The following is a 22,420-nucleotide window of genomic DNA, read 5'->3' on the forward strand; positions in this document are numbered from 1 at the left end:
TTAATTAAAAAAATCAGCAATTTTTCTATCATTAGACAAACGCGGAATTTTATTTTGACCACCTAATTTCCCAATGGATTTCATGTAGTCCTGAAAGCCATTTTTAGGCACTTTGGTAATGACTACTTTTTGCAGAATGTTCCCCACAATCAAATCATCATAATAAATATTTTGCTTGCGCATGGCGTTGTCTATCGCTTCCGCAAATGCGTTCATATCTGCCGGTTCCTGTTCAAATTCAATTAACCATTCGTGATACGGTAAACCTTCCGTTGGATTAATTTGAGGAGCAACCGTAAACTCATTTACCCGAATGTCAGTTCCTTCCATCGCTTCCTGCAAAGCACATTCTACTTCTTTGCCAATAACGTGTTCACCAAAAGCCGAAATATAATGTTTGATTCTTCCCGAAACAATCACGCGATAAGGCGCTAATGAAGTAAATTGAACCGTATCACCTATGTTATATCTCCAAAGACCGGCATTAGTAGAAATTATCATCACATAATTCACGCCTAATTCTACCTCACCAATAGTATAGGATTTTGGATTTTCTGAAAAGAATTCTTCGGATTTTATAAACTCATAGAAAATACCTGAATTCAACAGTAACAACATTCCTTTTTCCTTCTGACTATCCTGATAAGCAAAAAATCCTTCCGAAGCGGGAAACAATTCGATGCTATCCACTTTTCGTCCAATTAAGTTTTCAAACTTGGCTCTATACGGTTCGTAATTCACACCACCGTAAATAAACAGTTTGAAGTTTTTGAAAATTTCGCCCACAGGCTGCTGCCCTTTTAGTTGCAAACGCTCAAAATACATTTGCACCCAAGACGGAATTCCCGAAATCACGCTCATATTCTCATTGAAAGTTTCTTCAACAATGGCATCAATCTTCGTTTCCCAATCGTCAATGCAATTGGTTTCCCAAGATGGCATGCGGTTTCTTTGCAGATACTTTGGAACAAAATGTGCCACAATTCCGGAAAGTCTTCCAAACTGAATTCCATTTTTTTGTTCCAAAATAGGACTTCCCTGCAGGAAAATCATTTTACCATCCACAAAATCGGCTTTGCCTGTTTCATGTATGTAGGATAAAATCGCATTGCGCGCCGCTTCAATATGATACGGCATAGATTCCCTAGTTAGCGGAATGAATTTAGCTCCAGAAGTCGTACCAGAAGTTTTGGCAAAGTACAAAGGTTTACCTTTCCACAGCACATTTTCTTCGCCATTAACGACCTTTTCCACATAGGGTTTTAAATCTTCATAATCGCGAATAGGAACTTGTTTGGCAAAATCTTCGGTAGTTTTTATTTGGTCAAAATGATGGTCTTTTCCAAATTGTGTTTGCTGCGCGTCTTTTATTAATTGTTCAAAAACGGCTTGTTGCGTGGCCACAGGATTTCTAGCCCAAGATTGTGTTTTTTTGTGAATATGTTGCGCAAATAATTTTGCTGCTATTGATTTAATTGACATTTTGATTGACTGATTAAAATGGTTGAAGAAAAAAATGGATTGAATTTAAAACTATTTCTTCTTCTTTGGTTCTGCAGACTCCTGTGCTTTTTTATCTTCTTTTTCTACTTCAGCCCTCAATACTAACTCGGCTTCTGAAGGTGATAAATCTGTTTTTGGTATCGAATCTACTGCAACTGCTAAGATGGAATCTTTATTGAATTTAGCATAATCTAATTTACCCGTTAATACTTTTTGTATGGATGAAATATAAGCTTGGTTTTTCTTTAAAATATTAGTTAGCGAATCTGATTTTAAGGCTAATTCCATGGCGTCTTTTTTCAATTTGGTAGAAGAATAACCCGGAATAAATTCGCGCAATGGTGTAAAAGCAATAATAAAAGTGGTTACTGCAATCAGGAAAATCGCTCCTAAAGATGCCACGACAAAAACATTCATCAGGGTTAATTTTAAAGAAAAGGTTTCCTCAAAAGTATCCTCATTCAAAATAACCAAACGGTTTTTGGTGAACAGTTTTTTGTGTAATTTTTTTCTTTTTAGCCTTTTTTCGGACATGCTTTTTGCTTTTTCACAAATATACTAATTAAAGTCAATCCCTGTGCTTTGCCGGTATTAGCTTCTAGTTATAAATGTTTGAAAAAAATTAAATATTTTTTAACGCCATATAAATTAAATAATTACCCTAAAATGAATTCATATTAATTTATTCTATTTACATTTGTAGCTAGTTTTTAATTACAAATTTGCTTCGGCACAAATTATTCAATCATGGGAAAATTTGGATTAACAGAAATCCTTGTTATACTGGCAGTAGTTTTATTACTTTTTGGAGGTAAAAAAATTCCAGAATTAATGAAAGGTCTTGGTAGTGGAATTAAAGAATTCAAAAATGCTGCTAAAGACGATCAAAAACCAGCCGATAAAGCTGATACTAAAGAAGAAGAAACTAAATAAAAAATTCTTTTTTTATTAAAAAACCTGATTCAAATTGTCTCAATTTGAATCAGGTTTTTTTTATTATTAACCGAAATTTTAAATTAAATTTAGATTTATAAGTTTTTACTTAATACATTTGCGGTGTAAATTTTAACTTATAAAAAATGAAAAAAATTGTATTATCATTTGTTGCAATAGGCTCTTTTTGTTTAGCAAGTGCTCAAATGAAAGAAAAGGGAGTAATTGAAATTACACCTAAAATTGGAAGTTCTAGTTTCGCTGAATATAATGAAGATAATGATGGAACTGATTATAATTCTGGAGTAGAGTTTGGGGCTACTATTGATTATTATTTTAACAATAGATGGAGTTTACGATCAGGACTTATTTTTGATAAAATGGGAGGAGAATATTCTTTTAATGGGGATAATTATGAAGACAAATTAAACTATGTCAGTATTCCTATAAATGCCAATTGGCACTTTGGAAGTACAAGAAAATGGAATTTAAATTTTGGATTCAGTCCTTCTTTTTTAACAAATGCAGAAGTTGAAATAAATGGAAACACTATTAAAATGAACAAAAATCAAATAGAATCTTTTCAATTAGGATTAACTTTTGGAATTGGTTACAAAATTGAAGTCAATAACAGATTTGGTATTTTAATAGATGGACAATGGTTTAATGGTCTAACAAACTTCAGCAAAATAGCTGAATCAGGTAAATTAACAAATCATGGTTTTAGTTTAAATTTAGGAGGAGTAATTCAATTATAAAAGTAAAATTTTAAAAAACCAGTTTCTATATTGTAAAGAAACTGGTTTTTTTATGCATTTTAAATTACCATCGTCAACTGGATACGTTTTCTATCTTCATCGACTTCGGTTACTTTTACCTGAACCTGTTGGTGTAACTTTACTACTTCGTTTACATCACTCACAAAACCAACCTTTAGTTGGGAAATGTGAACCAAGCCACTTTCTTTGATTCCTAAATCAACGAAACAACCAAAATTGGTAATATTATTCACAATTCCGGGTAAAACCATGCCTGTTTTAAGGTCTTTTATGGTTTTTACATTTGGGTCAAATTCAAAGATTTTAGCTGCTTTTCTAGGGTCTAATCCCGGTTTTTCTAACTCTTTGATGATGTCCTTAACTCCTAAAATTCCAATGGTTTCATTGGTATAATTTTCGGCTTTTATTAAGGCTGTTTTTTCTTTATTGGCAATCAAATCATTTACAGAAATTTTCAAATCTTTCGCCATTTTTTCCACAATTTCATAGGCTTCCGGATGTACCGCCGAATTGTCTAATGGATTTTTTCCTTCTTTAATTCGAATAAAAGCCGCTCCTTGCTGATAGGCTTTTTCACCTAAACGTGGTACTTTTTTCAGTTGTTTTCTATCTTGGAAAGGTCCGTTTTCCGAACGGTATTGCACAATATTTTCGGCCAACTTCTCTCCTATTCCACTCACATAACTCAATAAATGTTTACTCGCCGTATTGATGTTGATCCCCACGGAATTCACACAACGAATTACGGTATTATCCAGTTCTTCTTTTAATTTACTTTGGTCCACATCATGCTGATACTGTCCTACACCAATCGCTTTTGGGTCAATTTTTACCAATTCGGCCAAAGGATCACTCAAACGACGACCAATAGAAACCGAACCTCTTACTGTAACATCATAATTAGGAAATTCTTCGCGGGCAATTTTAGAAGCCGAATATACCGAAGCTCCTGCCTCCGAAACGACAAATACCTGAATTGGCTTATCAAAAGCTATTTTTTTAATGAAAAATTCGGTTTCGCGGGAAGCAGTTCCGTTTCCAATAGAAATGGCATGAATGTTATACGCATTGACCATCGAACGGATTTTTTTCATAGCCATAGCCGTTTCATTTTGTGGCGCATGTGGATAAATGGTTTCATTGTATAATAAATCACCTTTTTCATCCAAACAAACCACTTTACAACCACTTCTAAATCCAGGATCAATAGCTAAAATGCGTTTTTCTCCCAAAGGTGGCGCTAACAACAACTGACTTAAATTGGACGCAAAAACCTGAATGGAATTGGCATCCGCCTTAGCCTTAGCTTCCTGTAAGGTTTCATTAGAAATAGCAGGCTGTAAAAGACGTTTGTAACTATCTTCAATTGCCAATTGTACATGATGAGTCGTACTATTTTGCCCTTTTAAAACCAATTCATCAATAATATCATAGACTTCATCAATATCGGCTTCCACTTTGAACTTAATAAATCCTTCGTTTTCAGCACGTAACATCGCTAATAATCGATGAGAAGGTGCTTTTGAAATTGGTTCTGACCAATCAAAATATTGCGAAAATTTTTTGGCTCCCTCCTCTTCTTTTTTGGATTTTACCACTTTGGTAGTAATGGTCGCTTTACGTTGATACAATCGGCGTAATTGTTTACGAACAAAAATGTTTTCATTAATCCATTCGGCAATAATATCACGTGCTCCCTGCAAAGCTTCCTCTTCATTAGCCACATTTTCATTTAAATATTTGGTTGCCAAAAAATCAACATCATCATTGTTTTGCGCCATGATGATTTTAGCCAAAGGTTCCAATCCGTTTTCACGAGCCACATCAGCTTTTGTTTTTTTCTTCTTTTTATAAGGCAGATAAAAATCTTCTAATTCTTGTAAATCAAAACTTTGCTCAATTTTTTTCTCTAATTCAGGCGTTAAGGCTTTTTGTTCCTCTATTGATTTTAATATGGCTTCTTTGCGTTTTACAATTACTTCGTACTCTTTTTGAAGTTTAGCAATTTGTTCAATCACCGTTTCATCCAGATTTCCGGTTTTATCTTTTCGGTAACGGGAAATAAAAGGAATGGTACAGTCTTCTTCTAATAATTGAACCGTATTTTGAATGTTTATTGCTGCCGTAGCAACGCTTTTGGAAATGAATTGTATATTGGTCATTGTAAATTTTTTCGAATAGCTAAAATAACATCTTTGGAACTTATAAAAACTAAAATACCTGTTTTATTCTATTTTTTTTTGATTGTAAATGTCTTTACTTTTTTCCAAACTGCTTATGATAAACGTCAAGCTATAAAAGGCGGAAGAAGAATTTCCGAGCGAAGTTTATTAACTTTTGTATTCTTGGGAGGAACTATTGGAGCCAGTTTAGCCATGCTTATTTTTAGACACAAAACGGCTAAAGTATCCTATTTATGGAAGTTTTTTGGGATTATAGTTATCCAATTGTTAATAAGCTATTGGATTTTTCAATCATAAAAAAAGCCCGGTGAAATACCGAGCTTTAACTATTTACTTTGATGCGAAGCACCGCGAATTTTTTTTAAGAACAAGCAATTTTGTTTACTCTGTTTTGATGTCTTCCACCTTCAAAAGCAGTTTCTAAGAAAGTTTCCACAATTTCAATAGCTTGTTGAATAGAAGTATAACGAGCAGGAATACTAACAATATTAGCATCGTTATGTAAACGAGTTAAATATGCAATTTCTTTTGTCCAGCATAAACCAGCTCTTACTCCGGCATGTTTATTAACAGTCATTGCAATTCCATTTCCGCTTCCACAAATTACAATTCCAAAATCAGCTTTTCCTTCTTCAACATCTGAAGCCACAGGATGTCCAAAATCTGGATAATCAACAGAAGCTTCTGTATCCGTTCCATAATTAGTTACTTCGTAACCCTTAGCTTCTAGCCACTTAACAATTGCTTTTTTATATTCCGGACCTGCGTGATCGTTTCCTATTGAAATTTTCATTTTAGTATGTTTTAATTTTGTTGCAAATTTACCAAATCTATTTCTATTTTATTCTTTTTTAAAAAGCTAAAAAATACCACAACAATTTTAAAAATATAAATAATACATTTCCAGATAGATATGAGGTTGTCAATATTTTTAACAATTTATAAATTATTGAAAATCAATAGATAATCCATAATTAATTTGTTAAAATTTTACGTTGTTAATATTGAAACATAAATCGTTGATTTTCAGTTAACTTTAATTTAACACGAATTGTTAATAAGTATGAAAAGAAAATTAGAACTTTTTTTTGTTTGAATGGGAAAAATTTACAATCAAAAATTGGAATTAAAAATCCAAACAAAGTTTCTTGAATTTTTGGAATAGTTTTCCATATTCGAAATTGAGGTTATCAACAATTATTAACAATCAACTTATTTACATTTTAAAGTATTTTCATGTTATTAACGGTTGTTAATTATAATTCAAAAAGTCTTAAAAATTAAAGATTTAACTATAAATAACTATGTTAATAACTCTTGATAACAAGCTAAAACTTGATTTAAAAACAATTTCTAAAATAATTATTGCAACTATTAACACACTATAATAACAATAAATATTTTTTAAAATTTTAAAATTTCTTTTTTATAATAGTATTATATGTTGACAACTTTGAAAACTAAACAATTTTTAGATTGTTATTATCGTATTTCATTTCTTGTAGAATTGTTTTTACTGTTTCAGAATCGTTAGGGTGAATTTTAAGTTTGATTCCACCCAGAGCAGTAGAGTAGAAGGGAGCAATGGCTGTCATGAATTCGTTTTCAAAATAGTATTGTAGGCCTTCTTGATCTAAACGATGTTTCAAAATTTCGATTTCATGGATGTAATTAAAAGTAGCGATGGTAATAAAAGTTTCCATATCGAATTGATTTTATTGAAGAAACAACTCTAGTATACGTTATAATTTCTTTAAAACTGATTCTTTTCTTTAGAACTGGCTAACTATTTCGTAATTTTCGACTTTTAAGAAAAGAAGTATGGGAAAAAGAATAAGAAAGCCTGCTAAAAAAGAGAAAAGTTTCTCTGATAAAATTATAAAAATTTTGTCTAAAAGTGCTAATAAAGCATTCAATTATAAGCAAATAGCAGCCATTTTAGAGAAAGATGATACACAAAGTAGAAATCAAATTATAAAAGATTTAAAAATTCTTACTGCCGAAAAGAAAATCATCGAGTCAGAACCTGGAAAATATTTAATTAAAGCTGTAAGTCAAGATTATTACGAAGGAACTATAGATATGACGAGCCGTAAAACGGCTTATTTTATTTGTGAGGAATTTGAAGATGATATTTTTATCCCTACCAATAATTTGAATCATGCTTTAGATAAAGATAAAGTCAAAGTGTATGTCTATAACCGAAGAAAAGGAAGACGTCCTGAAGGTGAAGTAGTTGAAATTATAGAAAGAGCTAAAACTGATTTTGTAGGTGTTATTGATATTCAGAAAAACTTTGCTTTTGTATCGACTGCCAATCCTAAAATGTATACTGATATTTTTATTCCAAAAGATAAAATAGAAGATGCACAAAACGGAGATGTCGTTTTGGTTCATATTGAAGATTGGCCAAAAAAAGCTGATAGTCCTTTTGGAAAAGTAGTTAAAGTTCTGGGAAGACCAGGAGAACATGATACTGAAATCCATGCTATTTTAGCCGAATATGGTTTACCGGCTGAGTTTCCAATTGAAGTAGAAACCTATGCGCAAAAGATTGATACTTCGATTACTGAAGCTGAGATTGCTAAGCGTCGTGATATGCGTGATACGCTGACTTTTACGATTGATCCAAAAGATGCAAAAGATTTTGATGATGCTCTTTCGTTTAAAAAATTAGAGAATGGTCATTACGAAATTGGTATTCATATTGCCGATGTTTCGCATTATTTAGAAGAAGGAACTATACTGGATGAAGAAGCGTATCAACGTGGAACTTCAGTGTATTTAGTAGATAGGGTAGTGCCTATGTTACCTGAAGTGTTATCTAATTTTGCTTGTTCCTTACGTCCACAAGAGGAAAAATATACCTTTTCTGCTGTATTTGAAATCAATGAAAAAAGTCAGGTTATCAATCAATGGTTTGGTAGAACCGTTATTTATTCAGACCAACGTTTTTCATACGAAGAAGCACAATACATCATTGAAACTAAAAACGATGTAATTCCGGAAGAAATTTCATTAACGGGTACTTCTTATCAAGTTCCTGCCGAAATTGTCACAGCAACGCTTAAATTAGATGAATTAGCTAAAATTCTTCGTAAAAAGAGAATGAATGATGGAGCCATTTCATTTGATAAAGTAGAAGTAAAATTTAATTTGGATGCCGAAGGAGAACCAGAAGGAGTTTATTTTAAAATTTCTAAAGATGCTAATCATCTGATTGAAGAATTCATGTTGTTAGCCAATAGGAGAGTAGCGGAATTCATTGGTAAACAAAAGAAAACTTTCGTTTACAGAATTCACGACGAACCGAATGAAGACAAATTAATTGCAATGCAAACTGTGATTGCTAAGTTTGGTTATAAAATTGATTTCCGTAATCCTGGTGATATTTCTAAGTCTTTGAATAAACTGATGGAAGATGTAAGTGGTAAAAAAGAACAAAATTTAATTGATACACTGGCTATTAGAAGTATGAGTAAAGCCAAATATTCTACGGATAATATTGGTCATTACGGTTTAGCTTTTGATTATTATTCCCATTTTACTTCACCAATTCGTCGTTATCCAGACGTAATGGTTCATCGTTTGTTACAGTATTATCTGGATGGTGGAAAATCAGCTGATGAAGAATTGTTTGAAACAAAATGTTTGCATTGTTCTACCATGGAAGGTTTAGCAACCAATGCCGAAAGAGATTCTATCAAATATATGCAGGTAAAATACATGCAAGACCATCAGGATCAGGAGTTTTTAGGTGTTATTTCTGGTGTTACCGAATGGGGAATTTACGTTGAAATTATCGAAAATAAATGCGAAGGAATGATTCGTATTAGAGATATAAAAGAAGATTATTACACCTTTGATGAAAAACAATATGCTCTAGTGGGTGCAACTTCTCATCAATTATTACAATTAGGAGACGAAATTTACGTTAAGGTTAAAAACGCTGATTTAGTTAAAAAACAATTGGATTTTAATTTTTTAAGAAGATCAGAAGAAACAGAAATTTAATGTAAATGAAAATGAAATCAAACATGCAAGATTACCAAAAAAGAAAAACTTATAATAAGTTAAATACCGTTTTTATAGTCGCATTTTTAATTGTAACCCAATTTACATTTGCGCAAGTAACCAAAAACTTAGGAGATTTTAGTTCAGTTAAAGTATTTGATAAACTTACAGTTCATCTTATACCAGCAAACGAAAACAAAGTTGTAATTAAAGGAAATAGAGAAAAAGAAGTAGAAGTTGTGAATAACAATGGTGAACTAAAATTGAGAATGCCTTTCCCAAAATTGTTATCAGGAGATGACATTTCGATACAATTGTATTATAAAAATATTGATGATATTTCGGCAAGTGAAGGCTCAGTAATAAGTAGTGATGCTGTTTTTAAAGAAACAATTTTAGGAATAAGTGTAAAAGAAGGAGCTAAAATAACTGTAAAAGTAGATGTTCAAAAAGTGAATGTAAAAGCGGTTACCGGTGGGGTTATTGAATTGAGCGGAGCTGCTGCTAATCAGGATGTAGTAATCATGTCTGGTGGTATTTTAAAAGCTAAAAATTTACATACTTCACAAACTACAATTAACCTTTCCGCTGGAGGTAATGCCGATATTAATGCTAGCACCTTAGTTGATGCTAAGGTAAAAGCAGGAGGTACTGTTTCGATTTATGGTAAACCTAAACAAATTAATCAACAAACTATTTTAGGAGGAAAAATTGAAGAAAAAGAATAAAAAAAATGTATTTTTATTCTCTTTAAAATTCTAAAATTAATGATTAACGATATTTTATCAGGTATTCCTTGGGGAATATTCTTGAGTTTTATGATTGGTCCTGTTTTTTTTATTTTACTGGAAACCAGTATTATAAAAGGATTCAGGGCCGCTCTTTTTTTTGATTTAGGAGTAGTTACTGGAGATATTATTTTTATTGCAATTGCCTATTTAGGTAGTTTTAGATTAATTCAAAGTTTAAAAGATAAGCCTGCTTTGTTCATATTTGGAGGAATATTAATGCTGGCTTATGGTATAATTTCTTTTATAAGTTTAAGGAAAGAAAAGAAAATTAATACTAAAGAGATTGATAAAGAAATCCTTAAAAAAGATTATTTCAGTTTGTTTATGAAAGGGCTTTTTTTAAATATTATTAATATTGGAGTATTAGGTTTTTGGTTGGCTGTAATTATTTCTGTAGGACCAAAATTAGAGATGCAAACTTCCAGAATGATGACTTTTTTTAGTACCGTAATCATCACTTATTTGTTAGTCGATTGTATTAAAATACTTTTAGCAAAACAATTAAAATCTAAAATGACACCTTCTAATATACTTAAAATTAAAAAAGGAATTAGTATCGTTTTGATGGTTTTTGGATTAGTTTTAATTGTTCAAGGTTGGTTTCCAAAAGAAAAAGAAATGGTGAAACAAGCTTTTGAAAGGATTGAAAAATAATAACAAAAATGATATTTAAACCGCTTATTTTGAGCGGTTTTTTTGTGTTTTGCATTGCGATCATAGCTTGGCAATCTCACTAAATTTAATCTCACTAAATGAGATTGCTTCGTTCCTCGCAATGACTAAATAATTGACATAAAAAAACCTTTTAATTTCTTTATAGATTCTAGAGTAATCGTCCGGATTCGAACCTATGCTTTACTTAATTTTTCTTAAAAATTAGATATAAAAAAAGAGACACATTTCTGTATCTCTTTCTGAGGCATCGTCCGGATTCGAACCGGAGTAGGAGCTTTTGCAGAGCCCAGCCTAGCCGCTCGGCCACGACGCCATTGTTTTTATGGACTGCAAAGGTAAAATAAAAAATCATAAATCCAAATGTCGAATTCTAAATAAAACGGTTTGAAGTCAAGTTTTAAAATATGAAGTCACAAATCCTAATTTCTGCTTTCTTCTAAAATTAAGGTAACTGATTCAACATCACCACCTATTGGAGGGTTTAATTTAGATACGGCAACTTTAGTTTTTTGAACCATTGGTAATTCGTCAAGTATTCTTTTATTGATTCTTTTAGCTACATGTTCTAATAATTCCGATCGTATAGCCATTTCCTCTACTACTATTCGATTTAAATGTACATAATCTACAGTATCAGCCAGCTTATCAGATTGAGTTGATTGTTGTAAATTAGCTTTAATCGTTAAATCAACAGTGTAATCAGAACCTATTTTTGCTTCTTCTATTAAGCATCCGTGATTAGAAAAAGTTCGGATATTTTTTAATTTGATAGTTTCCATATTCTTGTTGCTGATTTATTAGTTTGAATTGGTGGTAAAAGTACAAAATATTTGAAATTTTAGCCTTCAAAGTCAATATGCAATTGTTCTATCCTTTATTTAATGAACAATTTTGATAACTTTGTCTTTTTAAAATTTAGACATGTCAACTGAAGAAAAATCACTGCATTTCATAGAACAAATTATTGAAGATAACTTATCAAAAGGTTTTCCTCAAGATAAATTAAGATTCCGTTTTCCGCCTGAACCTAATGGTTATTTACACATTGGACATGCTAAATCCATTTGTTTAAATTTTGGTTTGGGATTAAAGTATAATGCTCCTGTAAACTTACGTTTTGATGATACAAATCCGGCTAAAGAAGAGCAGGAATATGTAGATGCAATTAAGGAAGATTTACAATGGTTAGGTTTTCAATGGGATAAGGAATTGTATGCTTCTGATTATTTCCAACAGTTGTATGATTGGGCTATTATTTTAATTAATAGCGGTAAAGCTTATGTAGATAGTCAATCTTCAGAAGCTATGGCTGAACAAAAAGGAACACCTTCTCAACCAGGTGTTGATAGTCCATTTCGTAATCGTACAATAGAGGAGAATTTAACTCTTTTTAATGCTATGAAAAATGGTGAATTCCCTGAAGGAAGTCATGTTTTAAGAGCTAAAATTGATATGAGTTCTTCTAATATGTTGATGCGTGATCCTATTATGTACCGAGTTTTACATAAGGAACATCATAGAACAGGAAATGATTGGTGTATTTATCCAATGTATGATTATACACATGGAGAAAGTGATTATTTAGAACAAATTTCGCATTCTATTTGTACACTGGAATTTGTAATGCACCGTGAATTATACGATTGGTTTTTAGACCAAATTTATGATGCTACCTTAGTTAGACCACATCAATATGAATTTGCACGTTTAAACCTGAATTATACTGTAATGAGTAAAAGAAAACTGTTACAATTAGTTCAGGAAAATCATGTAAATGGTTGGGATGATCCAAGAATGCCTACCATTTCTGGTTTAAGAAGAAGAGGTTATACAGCTGCTTCTATTCGTAAATTTTGTGAAAATATTGGTGTTGCCAAACGTGAAAATATCATTGATTTCTCTTTATTAGAATTCTGTTTGCGTGATGATTTAAATAAAACTGCACCTCGTGTAATGGCTGTTTTAGATCCTGTAAAAGTTGTAATTACTAATTATCCTGAAGGAAAAGAAGAATGGTTAGATGCCGAAAATAATCAGGAAGATGAAAGTGCTGGATTTAGAAAAGTACCTTTTTCTCGTGAAATGTACATAGAAAGAGAAGACTTTTTAGAAGAAGCTCCTGCTAAATTTTTCCGCTTAAGTTTAGGTAATGAAGTACGTCTTAAAAATGCCTATATTATTAAGGGTGAAAGTGTTGTAAAAGATACTGAAGGAAATATTACTGAAATTCATGTTACTTATGATGAAGACAGTAGAAGTGGAAGTGGAAGTGAAGCTTCTAAGCGTAAAGTAGCAGGAACATTACACTGGGTTTCTATAAAACATGCTGTTGAAGCCGAAGTTCGTTTGTATGATCGTTTGTTTATAGACGAAGCTCCAGACTCTCATAAAGAGAAAAGTTTTCTTGATTTTATTAATCCTAATTCGTTGTTAACAGTAAAAGGATTTGTGGAACCAAGTTTACAAACTGCTGTTTCTGGTGATAAATTCCAATTTCAACGCCTAGGATATTTTAATGTTGATAAAGACTCAACTGCTTCAAAATTAGTGTTTAACAAAACAGTTGGATTGAAAGATGCTTGGGAAGAAAAAGGTAAAAAAGATAGTAACAGTATTAATAATGCTTTGAAAGATATCAACAAATATTTCAAAGTAAATACTAGAGAAGAGCGTATTGCAATAAGAACTGCAATAGGAGAGACCCTTGCCGAAATTTCTAATTATAGTTTATTACAAAATTCATTCAAGAAAAATATTAACAATAATAAAAGTTCATTGTTGTTTGCTAACTTGATTTTGAAATATGCTCCTTTGAAAATTTCTGATTATGACAATGAAGAAATTTCAAAATTATTCACCATGTCATTACGAAGTGAATCTACTTTTGTTCGATCGAGGGCAATTTTGAATTTATGTAATTTAGATTTTGATTCTAATTTCAAAAATGCATTCAAAGAGGAAATTTTAAAATTAGAATCGAATCCTCCGAAAAATTCCTCCGAAAGAGAAAGGGAATTTATAGAACAATTTTTAAATCAATAATTTTTATTAAAAGCGCTTATATAAGCGCTTTTTTTTATTATTATAAATATCTATTTAATTTTTAAAAACTATAATTTTTATAAATTAAAACTCGCTTTCATATTTTAATTTTAAGAGCTTTTTTTAAATCTGTCGATAAATAACTCATCTTTTGTATTTTTATTAATTAGAAAGCTTTATTTGAGTTTTTACTTTTTTTATGGCTATTTTTTTTAAATTCAGGAGTTAAAAATTTATACTACTTGTTTTTCGAACTTTTCTTCTTCTAAAAAAATGGAGAACCATTTTTTAAAGTTTCTTGTGAAACATTTTACTGTCTTTAGATCTTATTTTTTCCTTTTTATGAAAATATTATAAATTTTATATAAATTCTTATAAAATGCTTTTTTAAAATTATCGTATCTTTATAAAGAACTTAAAAAAATAAAATTATGGCAAGTAGTACAGGAAAAACTTTGATAGCTCTTGCAAGTGGCGCTGCAATTGGAGCTGTATTAGGAATTTTGTTTGCTCCAGACAAAGGAGAGAAAACCAGACAAAAAATTAAAGACGGTTATAAAGATTTGGAAAAAGATATGAAATCTAAATTAGCAAATGCTAAAGTTGATTTAGAAGAGTCTTATGATAATATGATTTCAAATATGAGTTATAAGACAGAAGATGCTATTACTTTCTTAGAAAAAAAATTAGCTGAATTAAAAGAAAAAAATGCTAAACTTCATAAGAATTAGTTACTTATTAACTCAATTAGACAAATATGGCTTTTGAAGAACTAAAAGAACATACCGAAAATATTCAGGAGAATACGAAAGAATTCATTGAAAAAAATCTTGAATATTATAAGTTATCGGCATTTAAGATGGCTATGAAATCAACGACTATGATTTTCAAGTTCACCTTAATTTTGCTTTGTATTTGTATGGTTTTATTGTTCTTTTCAATAGCCTTAGCTTTTGCTATAGGAAATTATCTTGGAAGTTATACTTTTGGTTTTCTTTGTGTAGGTTTTTTGTATATCATTTTTACTGGACTATTGTTTTTGGTTAGAGATAAAATAGTAGAAGGACCTATTTTAGAGAAATTTTCAGAAATCTTTTTTAATGAATAATTATGGGAAAGAAAAAATATTCTTCTTATGCTCAAATTGATAGCGAATTAGAGATTCTGAAAGTGGAAAAAGAAATTAGTTATCAAAAGTTGATTTTAAGTATTGAAAAGACTAAAGATAGTTTGTCTTTTTTAAATGTAGCATCTAATGTTGTAGGAGTTATTAAAAGCAGTTTTTTTAGCTCCTATAGTACGATTTTACAGTTGTTGATACCAATAGTCATTAAATGGTTTAGAAATAAAAAAAGAGGCGATTAAGCCTCTTTTTTGTTGTATTTATGCCTGATCTGTTTCAGTTGTAGGGTCTTCAGGTTTATCTATTTTTTTCTTTTCTTGTTTTGTATTTGATTTTACCGTTTTCCTCATTGATTCTCCTACCAAATTACTTGCAGTAAAACTAGCTACCATGTTGTTAAGCATATCACTTCCGGCTTGTGGCGAATTAGGCAATAAAATTAAATTAGAATTAGTATCTGCACCTATGGCTTGTAGCGTATCATAGTGTTGTGTAACCACAATCAATGCAGATGCTTCTTGCGAATTGATTCCAACTTTATTTAAAACGTCCACACTTTCTACTAATCCACGAGCAATTTCACGTCTTTGATCGGCAATACCTTGTCCTTGTAATCTTTTGCTTTCTGCTTCGGCTTTAGCTTTTGCTACGATTCTAATTCGGGATGCTTCTGCTTCAAATTCGGCTACTGTTTTTTCTCTATCAGCCGCATTAATTCTGTTCATAGCATTTTTTACCTGAATATCCGGATCAATATCAGTAACTAAAGTGTTGATGATGGTATATCCATAAGTGGTCATGGCTTCGTTTAGTTCTCTTTTTACGGCAACAGCTATATCATCTTTTCGTTCAAAAACATCGTCTAGTTTTAATTTAGGAACTTCGGCACGAACTACATCAAATACATACGAAGTAATTTGATCATGTGGATATTCCAGTTTATAAAAAGCATCGTAAACGGTTTCTTTTACCACCATAAACTGAACAGAAACTTTTAGTTTGACAAATACATTGTCTTTCGTTTTAGTTTCAATAATTACATCTAATTGTTGGATTTTTAGATTTACACGACCCGCAATTCTATCAATTAAGGGAATTTTTAATTGTAGTCCAGAATGTCTAATACTAACAAATTTTCCAAAACGTTCTATAATAACAGCCGTTTGTTGTTTCACTGTGAAGAAGGAGGAAAGGAAAATAAACAGTGCTATGAACAATAAAAATAAGAATGGTACATTCATAATGTGTATAATTTAATTAGAAAATATCTGTTAAATTACAAAAAAACTTTAGGTTTGTGCCTGTAAAATCTTTTTATATGAAAAAGCTAACTTTCTCTCTTTGTTTTCTTTTGGTATCTGTCTTAAGTATAGCACAATATCATTATCGAGATTCTAACAGAATTGGAATTACAGTAGGGGTGAACCAATTTACTTTAAATACCGATAATTTTGAAACAAAACCAGCTAATGGTTGGAATGCAGGTTTATCTATGAGAGGTAATTTTTATAACAGTTGGGATATGGTTTACGCCATTCAGTTTTCTGAAAACAATTTTTCTGTTGAAACTAATTCTTTAACTTCTTTACAAGAAGAGGTCAATTATAAGATTCCATCGGCTCAAATTTCTTTAGAACTAAGTTATGTACTTGTTGAAAATCATTTATCGATTGAATTTGGTCCATTAGTTCAAATAAATGGTAAGTCAAAAGTGCAATCTGGAAAAGAAAATAATGTGATTTTAGGTACTACTTTATTGGCAAAAGATATCCAAGATATCAATAAATTCAACTTTTATCCAACAGTTGGACTTACTGCCGGAGCGAAACATTTCAGAGTAAATGTTTCTTATCAATATGGAATAACTAATATGTTTGGAAATTTGAATAGCAATTATCCCAATAACAATTTGAAAGCTAATCCAGGAATTCTTAACGGAAATGTTATTATTTATTTATAAAAAAAGTCCCGACTAATTATCGGGACTTTTTGTTTTATATAGTTTCGATTGCTTTTTGAATTCTTGAAATACTTTCTTCTTTTCCAATAATTTCAACAATGTCAAATAGGTGAGGACCTTTTAAAGCGCCTACTAAACTCAATCTAAATGGTTGCATTACTTTACCTATTCCAATTTCATTTTTAGTTAACCAGTCTTTGACAATAGTTTCAATATTAGCAGATGTAAAATCAGTGATTTCTTCCAGTACTGAAATTAATTCCTGCATTAAAGCCGGTGTTTCCTCTTTCCAGTTTTTCTTAGCCTTTTCATCATAAGCTGTTGGAGCTTCAAAAAAGAAATCACTTAAATCCCAAAATTCAGAAACAAAATTTGCTCTTTCTTTTATTAAGGAAACAATTTTGCTTGTCAGTTCTAGCGAAGTCGAGAACCCTTTTTCTTTTAAAATAACAGCAAAATCTTCGGCTAATTTTTCATCTTTTGCTTGAACTAAATATTGGTGATTAAACCATTTATTTTTCTCAGGATCAAATTTAGCTCCTGCTTTATGCACTCTGTTTAAATCAAAAGCTTCGACTAATTCTTCTAAAGAAAACAATTCTTTATCTGTACCGTCATTCCAGCCTAATAAAGCCAGGAAGTTTACTACAGCTTCTGGGAAAAACCCTTTTTCTCTATAACCAGATGATGTTCCGTCTTCCGTTTTCCACTCTAATGGGAATACTGGAAAACCTAATTTATCTCCATCACGTTTAGATAATTTTCCGTTTCCAACAGGTTTTAAAATCAATGGTAAGTGTGCAAATTCAGGTGCAGCCCATCCAAAAGCATGATACAATAACACGTGTAATGGCATAGATGGCAACCATTCTTCTCCTCGAATTACGTGTGTGGTTTGCATTAAATGATCATCAACAATATTGGCTAAATGATAGGTTGGCATCCCGTCACTTTTAAACAAAACTTTATCATCTAGTAAGTTCGTTTCAAATTTTACATGACCACGAATAATATCTTTTAGATGTAAAATTTCATCAACAGGAGTTTTAAAACGGATTACATAATGTTCTCCATTAGCAATTCTTTTTGCCGTTTCCTCTGCAGAAAGCACTAAAGAAGTATCCAGTTTTTCTCTGTTAGTATGATTGTAAATAAAAGTTTTTCCTTGTTCTTCTTCTGTTTTTCTGTAAGTATCTAAAGCTTCAGGAGTATCAAATGCATAATAGGCCCAACCAGATTGAATCAATTGATCAGCATATTGTTTGTATAAATGTTTCCTTTCGCTTTGACGGTAGGGTCCAAATTTTTCATTTTTTCCAATTGTTTCATCGGGAGCTATTCCTAACCATTCCAGAGCTTCCATAATGTATTCTTCTGCTCCAGGTACAAAACGATTTTGGTCAGTATCTTCAATTCTTAAGAAGAAAGTTCCACCTTTTTTCTTCGCAAATAAATAATTAAATAGGGCAGTACGTACACCACCAATATGTAAAGGTCCCGTTGGACTAGGTGCAAAACGCACACGAATTGGGTTTGACATTTTTATATAATTTTTTGCAAAGATACTTAGAAGTTAGAAGTCAGTAGTTAGAACTTAGAAGTTTTTCAAATTATAATGTAAAATTTGGAATTTTGTATTTGATTTTTTGTATTGTTATAATTGTTACTTTTATAGGTTATTATAAAGCATAATTATTTTGAATAGTTCCAATTTTATATATCAAAAATTAGAAGCTTTCATCCGAAAGTATTATATAAACGAACTAATAAGAGGCATTGTTTTCTTTATTGGTTTGGGTTTATTGTATTTTCTTTTTACCCTGTTTATAGAATATTTTCTTTGGTTGAAGCCATTAGGAAGAAGCATTTTATTTTGGACTTTTGTTGGGGTAGAAGTGTTCTTACTGTTTCGCTTTATATTATTTCCTATTTTCAAATTATTAAAATTTAAAAAAGGAATTGATTACAATGATGCTTCAGCTATTATTGGAAATCATTTTTTAGAAGTAAAAGATAAATTACTCAATTTTATTCAGCTTTCTAATCCTGAAAATCATGGAGCAAAATCGGAATTGTTATTAGCTTCCATTGAACAAAAAGCGAAAGCTTTGCAACCAATTCCTTTTACAAATGCTGTAAATTTTAATTCGAATAAGAAATATTTACCGCTTGCTTTGATACCTCTTTTCTTGTTTTTTTCTTTTTATTTTTCAGGAAATAAAGGAATCATTACTCAAAGTTTGAATAGAATAGTTCATTCCAATGCTACTTTTTTACCACCTGCTCCTTTTGAATTTGTTGTTTTAAATTCAAATTTACAAACCGAACAGAATAAAGATTTTGTTTTAAAAGTGAAAACTACGGGAAAAATAGTTCCTGAAAATGCTATGATTTTCATTAATGATGAAAGCTATTTTATGGAAACTATTAAGCCTGGAGAATTTCAGTTTACAATTGAAAAGCCAACTGCCGATATTGATTTTCATTTACAGGGTAATGCTGTAACGTCCGGGGATTATCATTTGAAAGTTGTTGCTGTTCCTTCTATTTTAAATTTTGAAATGCTTTTGAATTATCCTGCTCATCTTAATCGTAAAGCAGAAATTATTAAGGGGACTGGTAATGCAGTTATTCCTGAAGGAACTAAAGTAACCTGGAAAATTAACACTCAGGCCACTCAAAAAGTAGTTTATTCTAATGGAAATTCTGTTTCTGAATTCTCTAAAACAGAAAATAGCTTTGTTTTAGCTAGAAATATTATTGAAAATACAGATTATCAAATTATTAGCTCTAATTCTTCCATAATAAATTATGAAAAACTCAATTATCAGTTATCCGTAATCAAAGATCAGTATCCTAGCATTACAGTGAATCAAGCTCCTGATAGTTTGCACCTTGCTTCTAACTATCTTTTAGGAAAAATTAGTGATGATAATGGTTTACGTCTTTTGCAGATAGTCTATTATGAATCGAATAAACCTGCAACTGCTAAACGTGGAACAATTGCTATTAAGCAGGGTGTTTTTGATCAATTTATTTTTTCTTTTCCTGCTAATCTTCCAGTAGAAGAAGGCGTAAGTTATGATTACTATTTCGAGGTTTTTGATAATGATGCTTTACATCGTTTTAAAAGTGCTAAGTCCGCGGTATTTTCTAATCGTATTAGAACTGCTGAAGAAAAACAAGATATGCTTTTGCAACAACAATCTAACAATATTGATGGTTTACAAAAGTCTTTAAAAAATCAAGATAAACAATTTTCACAGCTCGATAAGATTCAAAAATCTGGTAAAGAAAAAGAAAATTTTGAGTTTAATGACCAACAAAAAATAAATGATTTTATCCAACAGCAAAAAACTCAAGATGAGATGATGCGTAATTTTATGGATAAAATGAAAAATAATTTAGATGATTCTAAATCAAAAAAAGAAGATGATTTTAAAAAAGAATTAGAAAAACGCATTGATAGAAATAATGCTGAATTAGAAAAAAATCAAAAGCTTTTAGATGAATTGAAATCCTTGAATGATAAATTAAAGAATGAAAACTTATTAGAAAAATTAGATCAGTTTAAACAAACAAGTAAAAATCAAATTAAAAATTTACAACAATTAGTTGAACTTACTAAGAAGTATTATGTTCAAAAGAAGGCTGAACAAGTAGCTGATAAATTAGATAAACTATCTAATAAGCAAGATAAACTTTCGGAAAACGAAAAGGAGAATTCATTAAATAAGCAACAGGATATTAATAAAGAATTTGATGCAATTCAAAATGATTTAGATCAATTACAAAAGGATAACAAGGAATTAAAATCTCCTTTAGATATTCCTAATAATGATGCAAATGAAAACAATATTGATTATGATTTAAAGAAAGCTTCTGATGAATTAAAGAATAATAATACTTCTAAAGCCAAACCAAATCAAAAAAATGCTGCAAAAAAAATGAAGTCTATGTCCATGAAAATGGAACAAGGTATGGAAGGTGCAGAGATGGAACAAATGGAAGAGGATGTAAAAATGTTACGTCAGGTTCTAGATAATTTATTAGCCTTTTCTTTATCTGAAGAAGCGGTGATGGTTCGTTTCAAATCATTGAATTCGGCTTCACCAGCTTTTAATAAAAATATAAAATTACAACAAGATTTGCGTTTACAATTTAAACATATTGATGATAGTTTATTTGCTATGTCTTTACGTAATCCTAAGTTCACAGATGACATAACGAAAGAAGTGGGTAATGTCCAATACAATATTGATAAAGCTCTTGAAAGTTTAACCGATTCACAATTTTCTAAAGGTGTCTCTCATCAACAATATGCTGTAGCTTCCGCTAATAAATTAGGTGATTTTTTAAGTGAATTGCTAAACAGCTTGCAAATGTCTTTATCCAGTATGGGTCAAGGAACACCTAAATCTGGTAAAGGTGAAGGCATGCAGTTACCCGATATTATATCCAAACAACAATCACTTGCAGACAAAATGAAAGCCGGATTGAAAGCTGGTGAATCCCAAAAAGGAAATGAAGGCGATAAAAAGAATGGTGATTCTGGTCATGATGGAGAAGGAGATGCTCGTTCTATTATGGAAATATATAAAGAACAAAAAGCTTTACGCGAAGCCTTAGAAGGAGAGTTAAAAAAGCATGGTTTGGGTAATTCAGGTCAAAGTACTTTAGATAAAATGAAGGATCTTGAGAAGCAGTTATTGAATAAAGGTTTTAAAAATGAAACGATTCAAAAGGCTAATTATATCAAACAGGAATTACTAAAATTAAATACTGCTATCCGTCAACAGGGAGAAGAGAATAAACGTCAATCTGAAACTAATCTAAAAGAGTTTTCTAATACTTCAAAAGCTTTACCTAACAGCTTGTTAGAATATCTAAAAAGCATAGAAATATTAAATAGACAATCACTACCTTTGCGCTCGAATTTTAACCGCAAGGTTCAAGAATATTTTAATACAAAATGATAGATTTTAATTACGAATGTGATTTTACTTTAGAGAACGAAGAGGCTATTTCTGCATGGTTATCGGCCGTTATTGTTTCTGAAAATAAGAAAGAAGGTGAGATTAATTATATTTTTTGTGATGATGAATATCTTCATAAAATCAATATGGAATACCTAAATCACGATACCCTTACGGATATCATTAGTTTTGATTATACTGTGGGTAATGAATTAAATGGAGATATCTTTATTTCTGTAGAACGTGTTCAGGATAATGCTAACGATTTTAATGTTTCTTTCGATGAAGAATTAAAGCGTGTTATTGTTCATGGTGTTCTTCATTATTGTGGTTATAAAGACAAGGATGAAGAAAGCGAACAATTAATGCGCGCAAAAGAAGATGAAAAAATTGCTATGTTCCACGTGGAACAGTAATCTTAAAATTCTACTTTTTTAATAG

The 22,420-nt window shown here is 30.8% G+C and carries 21 protein-coding genes and 1 tRNA gene; 13 read left to right on the forward strand and 9 right to left on the reverse strand.

Going from position 1 to position 22,420, the window contains the following annotated elements:
* On the reverse strand, nt 1-1,482 hold the full coding sequence (locus ACFPTQ_RS02895) for a GH3 auxin-responsive promoter family protein (protein ID WP_379773630.1): 1,482 nt from the start codon (nt 1,480-1,482) through the stop codon (nt 1-3).
* Between the two features lie 51 nt (nt 1,483-1,533).
* Nucleotides 1,534-1,920, reverse strand: coding sequence for a peptidase (locus ACFPTQ_RS02900; protein ID WP_379773633.1), 387 nt, complete (start codon nt 1,918-1,920; stop codon nt 1,534-1,536).
* Between the two features lie 330 nt (nt 1,921-2,250).
* Here ACFPTQ_RS02900 and ACFPTQ_RS02905 point away from each other — a divergent pair, with 330 nt between their 5' ends.
* A complete protein-coding gene (locus ACFPTQ_RS02905) occupies nt 2,251-2,436 on the forward strand; it encodes a Sec-independent protein translocase subunit TatA/TatB (protein WP_379773636.1) in 186 nt (61 codons plus the stop codon).
* A gap of 146 nt (nt 2,437-2,582) precedes the next feature.
* Nucleotides 2,583-3,194, forward strand: a complete 612-nt coding sequence (locus ACFPTQ_RS02910; protein WP_379773639.1) for a porin family protein — start codon at nt 2,583-2,585, stop codon at nt 3,192-3,194.
* Nucleotides 3,195-3,253: 59 nt separating this feature from the next.
* Here ACFPTQ_RS02910 and ACFPTQ_RS02915 read toward each other — a convergent pair whose 3' ends face one another.
* Entirely contained in the window at nt 3,254-5,377 is a 2,124-nt protein-coding gene (locus ACFPTQ_RS02915; protein WP_379773642.1) for a Tex family protein, read from the reverse strand.
* 33 nt (nt 5,378-5,410) lie between these two features.
* Here ACFPTQ_RS02915 and ACFPTQ_RS02920 point away from each other — a divergent pair, with 33 nt between their 5' ends.
* Entirely contained in the window at nt 5,411-5,695 is a 285-nt protein-coding gene (locus tag ACFPTQ_RS02920) for a DUF1294 domain-containing protein (protein ID WP_379773645.1), read from the forward strand.
* A 64-nt stretch (nt 5,696-5,759) separates the two neighbouring features.
* Here ACFPTQ_RS02920 and rpiB read toward each other — a convergent pair whose 3' ends face one another.
* A complete protein-coding gene (gene rpiB, locus ACFPTQ_RS02925; protein WP_379773648.1) occupies nt 5,760-6,191 on the reverse strand; it encodes a ribose 5-phosphate isomerase B in 432 nt (143 codons plus the stop codon).
* A 667-nt stretch (nt 6,192-6,858) separates the two neighbouring features.
* Complete coding sequence (locus ACFPTQ_RS02930; RefSeq protein ID WP_379773650.1) at nt 6,859-7,101, reverse strand: DUF2007 domain-containing protein; 243 nt, start codon at nt 7,099-7,101, stop codon at nt 6,859-6,861.
* A 118-nt stretch (nt 7,102-7,219) separates the two neighbouring features.
* Between ACFPTQ_RS02930 and rnr the strand changes: the two genes are divergently transcribed.
* Genes rnr through ACFPTQ_RS02945 form a run of 3 tightly spaced genes read left to right on the forward strand, consistent with a single transcriptional unit; the run spans nt 7,220 to nt 10,857 of the window.
* Nucleotides 7,220-9,412, forward strand: coding sequence for a ribonuclease R (gene rnr, locus ACFPTQ_RS02935; RefSeq protein ID WP_379773653.1), 2,193 nt, complete (start codon nt 7,220-7,222; stop codon nt 9,410-9,412).
* 11 nt (nt 9,413-9,423) lie between these two features.
* Nucleotides 9,424-10,140, forward strand: coding sequence for a head GIN domain-containing protein (locus ACFPTQ_RS02940; RefSeq protein WP_379773656.1), 717 nt, complete (start codon nt 9,424-9,426; stop codon nt 10,138-10,140).
* A gap of 39 nt (nt 10,141-10,179) precedes the next feature.
* Nucleotides 10,180-10,857 (forward strand): LysE family translocator, encoded by a 678-nt coding sequence (locus ACFPTQ_RS02945; RefSeq protein ID WP_379773659.1) that lies wholly within the window; start codon nt 10,180-10,182, stop codon nt 10,855-10,857.
* A gap of 263 nt (nt 10,858-11,120) precedes the next feature.
* Here ACFPTQ_RS02945 and ACFPTQ_RS02950 read toward each other — a convergent pair.
* A tRNA-Cys gene (locus ACFPTQ_RS02950) sits at nt 11,121-11,191 on the reverse strand.
* Between the two features lie 106 nt (nt 11,192-11,297).
* Nucleotides 11,298-11,657 (reverse strand): dihydroneopterin aldolase, encoded by a 360-nt coding sequence (folB, locus tag ACFPTQ_RS02955; protein WP_379773662.1) that lies wholly within the window; start codon nt 11,655-11,657, stop codon nt 11,298-11,300.
* Nucleotides 11,658-11,799: 142 nt separating this feature from the next.
* On the opposite strand from folB, the gene ACFPTQ_RS02960 reads away from it, so the two are divergent.
* From ACFPTQ_RS02960 to ACFPTQ_RS02975, 4 genes are all read left to right on the forward strand, one after another.
* A complete protein-coding gene (locus ACFPTQ_RS02960) occupies nt 11,800-13,920 on the forward strand; it encodes a glutamine--tRNA ligase/YqeY domain fusion protein (protein WP_379773664.1) in 2,121 nt (706 codons plus the stop codon).
* A gap of 431 nt (nt 13,921-14,351) precedes the next feature.
* A complete protein-coding gene (locus ACFPTQ_RS02965) occupies nt 14,352-14,651 on the forward strand; it encodes a YtxH domain-containing protein (RefSeq protein WP_379773667.1) in 300 nt (99 codons plus the stop codon).
* Nucleotides 14,652-14,677: 26 nt separating this feature from the next.
* Entirely contained in the window at nt 14,678-15,028 is a 351-nt protein-coding gene (locus ACFPTQ_RS02970) for a competence protein (RefSeq protein ID WP_278034464.1), read from the forward strand.
* A gap of 2 nt (nt 15,029-15,030) precedes the next feature.
* A complete protein-coding gene (locus ACFPTQ_RS02975; protein ID WP_379773671.1) occupies nt 15,031-15,285 on the forward strand; it encodes a DUF6327 family protein in 255 nt (84 codons plus the stop codon).
* Nucleotides 15,286-15,303: 18 nt separating this feature from the next.
* Here ACFPTQ_RS02975 and ACFPTQ_RS02980 read toward each other — a convergent pair whose 3' ends face one another.
* Entirely contained in the window at nt 15,304-16,284 is a 981-nt protein-coding gene (locus ACFPTQ_RS02980; RefSeq protein ID WP_379773674.1) for an SPFH domain-containing protein, read from the reverse strand.
* Nucleotides 16,285-16,361: 77 nt separating this feature from the next.
* Between ACFPTQ_RS02980 and ACFPTQ_RS02985 the strand changes: the two genes are divergently transcribed.
* Nucleotides 16,362-17,003: an outer membrane beta-barrel protein gene (locus ACFPTQ_RS02985; RefSeq protein ID WP_379773677.1), complete on the forward strand. Its 642-nt coding sequence runs from the start codon at nt 16,362-16,364 to the stop codon at nt 17,001-17,003.
* 34 nt (nt 17,004-17,037) lie between these two features.
* Here ACFPTQ_RS02985 and gltX read toward each other — a convergent pair whose 3' ends face one another.
* Nucleotides 17,038-18,543 carry a glutamate--tRNA ligase gene (gene gltX / locus ACFPTQ_RS02990; protein ID WP_379773679.1) on the reverse strand — a complete coding sequence of 502 codons (1,506 nt, stop codon included), beginning with the start codon at nt 18,541-18,543 and terminating at the stop codon, nt 17,038-17,040.
* 157 nt (nt 18,544-18,700) lie between these two features.
* Here gltX and ACFPTQ_RS02995 point away from each other — a divergent pair, with 157 nt between their 5' ends.
* A complete protein-coding gene (locus tag ACFPTQ_RS02995) occupies nt 18,701-21,979 on the forward strand; it encodes a hypothetical protein (protein ID WP_379773682.1) in 3,279 nt (1,092 codons plus the stop codon).
* Complete coding sequence (gene ybeY / locus ACFPTQ_RS03000) at nt 21,976-22,395, forward strand: rRNA maturation RNase YbeY (RefSeq protein WP_379773685.1); 420 nt, start codon at nt 21,976-21,978, stop codon at nt 22,393-22,395. The genes ACFPTQ_RS02995 and ybeY overlap by 4 nt, the downstream gene beginning before the upstream one ends.
* Nucleotides 22,396-22,420 lie beyond the last annotated feature (25 nt).

The sequence above is a fragment of the Flavobacterium sp. GCM10022190 genome, assembly GCF_042656445.1.
Classification (GTDB): Bacteria; Bacteroidota; Bacteroidia; order Flavobacteriales; family Flavobacteriaceae; genus Flavobacterium; species Flavobacterium nitratireducens.

Coding starts and splice junctions, on each gene's coding strand:
- ACFPTQ_RS02895 (WP_379773630.1), bottom strand. CDS start 1,482: ATGTCAATTAAATCAATAGCAGCAAAATTATTTGCGCAACATATTCAC.
- ACFPTQ_RS02900 (WP_379773633.1), bottom strand. CDS start 1,920: ATGAATGTTTTTGTCGTGGCATCTTTAGGAGCGATTTTCCTGATTGCA.
- ACFPTQ_RS02905 (WP_379773636.1), top strand. CDS start 2,251: ATGGGAAAATTTGGATTAACAGAAATCCTTGTTATACTGGCAGTAGTT.
- ACFPTQ_RS02910 (WP_379773639.1), top strand. CDS start 2,583: ATGAAAAAAATTGTATTATCATTTGTTGCAATAGGCTCTTTTTGTTTA.
- ACFPTQ_RS02915 (WP_379773642.1), bottom strand. CDS start 5,377: ATGACCAATATACAATTCATTTCCAAAAGCGTTGCTACGGCAGCAATA.
- rpiB (WP_379773648.1), bottom strand. CDS start 6,191: ATGAAAATTTCAATAGGAAACGATCACGCAGGTCCGGAATATAAAAAA.
- ACFPTQ_RS02930 (WP_379773650.1), bottom strand. CDS start 7,101: ATGGAAACTTTTATTACCATCGCTACTTTTAATTACATCCATGAAATC.
- rnr (WP_379773653.1), top strand. CDS start 7,220: ATGGGAAAAAGAATAAGAAAGCCTGCTAAAAAAGAGAAAAGTTTCTCT.
- ACFPTQ_RS02940 (WP_379773656.1), top strand. CDS start 9,424: ATGAAATCAAACATGCAAGATTACCAAAAAAGAAAAACTTATAATAAG.
- ACFPTQ_RS02945 (WP_379773659.1), top strand. CDS start 10,180: ATGATTAACGATATTTTATCAGGTATTCCTTGGGGAATATTCTTGAGT.
- folB (WP_379773662.1), bottom strand. CDS start 11,657: ATGGAAACTATCAAATTAAAAAATATCCGAACTTTTTCTAATCACGGA.
- ACFPTQ_RS02960 (WP_379773664.1), top strand. CDS start 11,800: ATGTCAACTGAAGAAAAATCACTGCATTTCATAGAACAAATTATTGAA.
- ACFPTQ_RS02965 (WP_379773667.1), top strand. CDS start 14,352: ATGGCAAGTAGTACAGGAAAAACTTTGATAGCTCTTGCAAGTGGCGCT.
- ACFPTQ_RS02970 (WP_278034464.1), top strand. CDS start 14,678: ATGGCTTTTGAAGAACTAAAAGAACATACCGAAAATATTCAGGAGAAT.
- ACFPTQ_RS02975 (WP_379773671.1), top strand. CDS start 15,031: ATGGGAAAGAAAAAATATTCTTCTTATGCTCAAATTGATAGCGAATTA.
- ACFPTQ_RS02980 (WP_379773674.1), bottom strand. CDS start 16,284: ATGAATGTACCATTCTTATTTTTATTGTTCATAGCACTGTTTATTTTC.
- ACFPTQ_RS02985 (WP_379773677.1), top strand. CDS start 16,362: ATGAAAAAGCTAACTTTCTCTCTTTGTTTTCTTTTGGTATCTGTCTTA.
- gltX (WP_379773679.1), bottom strand. CDS start 18,543: ATGTCAAACCCAATTCGTGTGCGTTTTGCACCTAGTCCAACGGGACCT.
- ybeY (WP_379773685.1), top strand. CDS start 21,976: ATGATAGATTTTAATTACGAATGTGATTTTACTTTAGAGAACGAAGAG.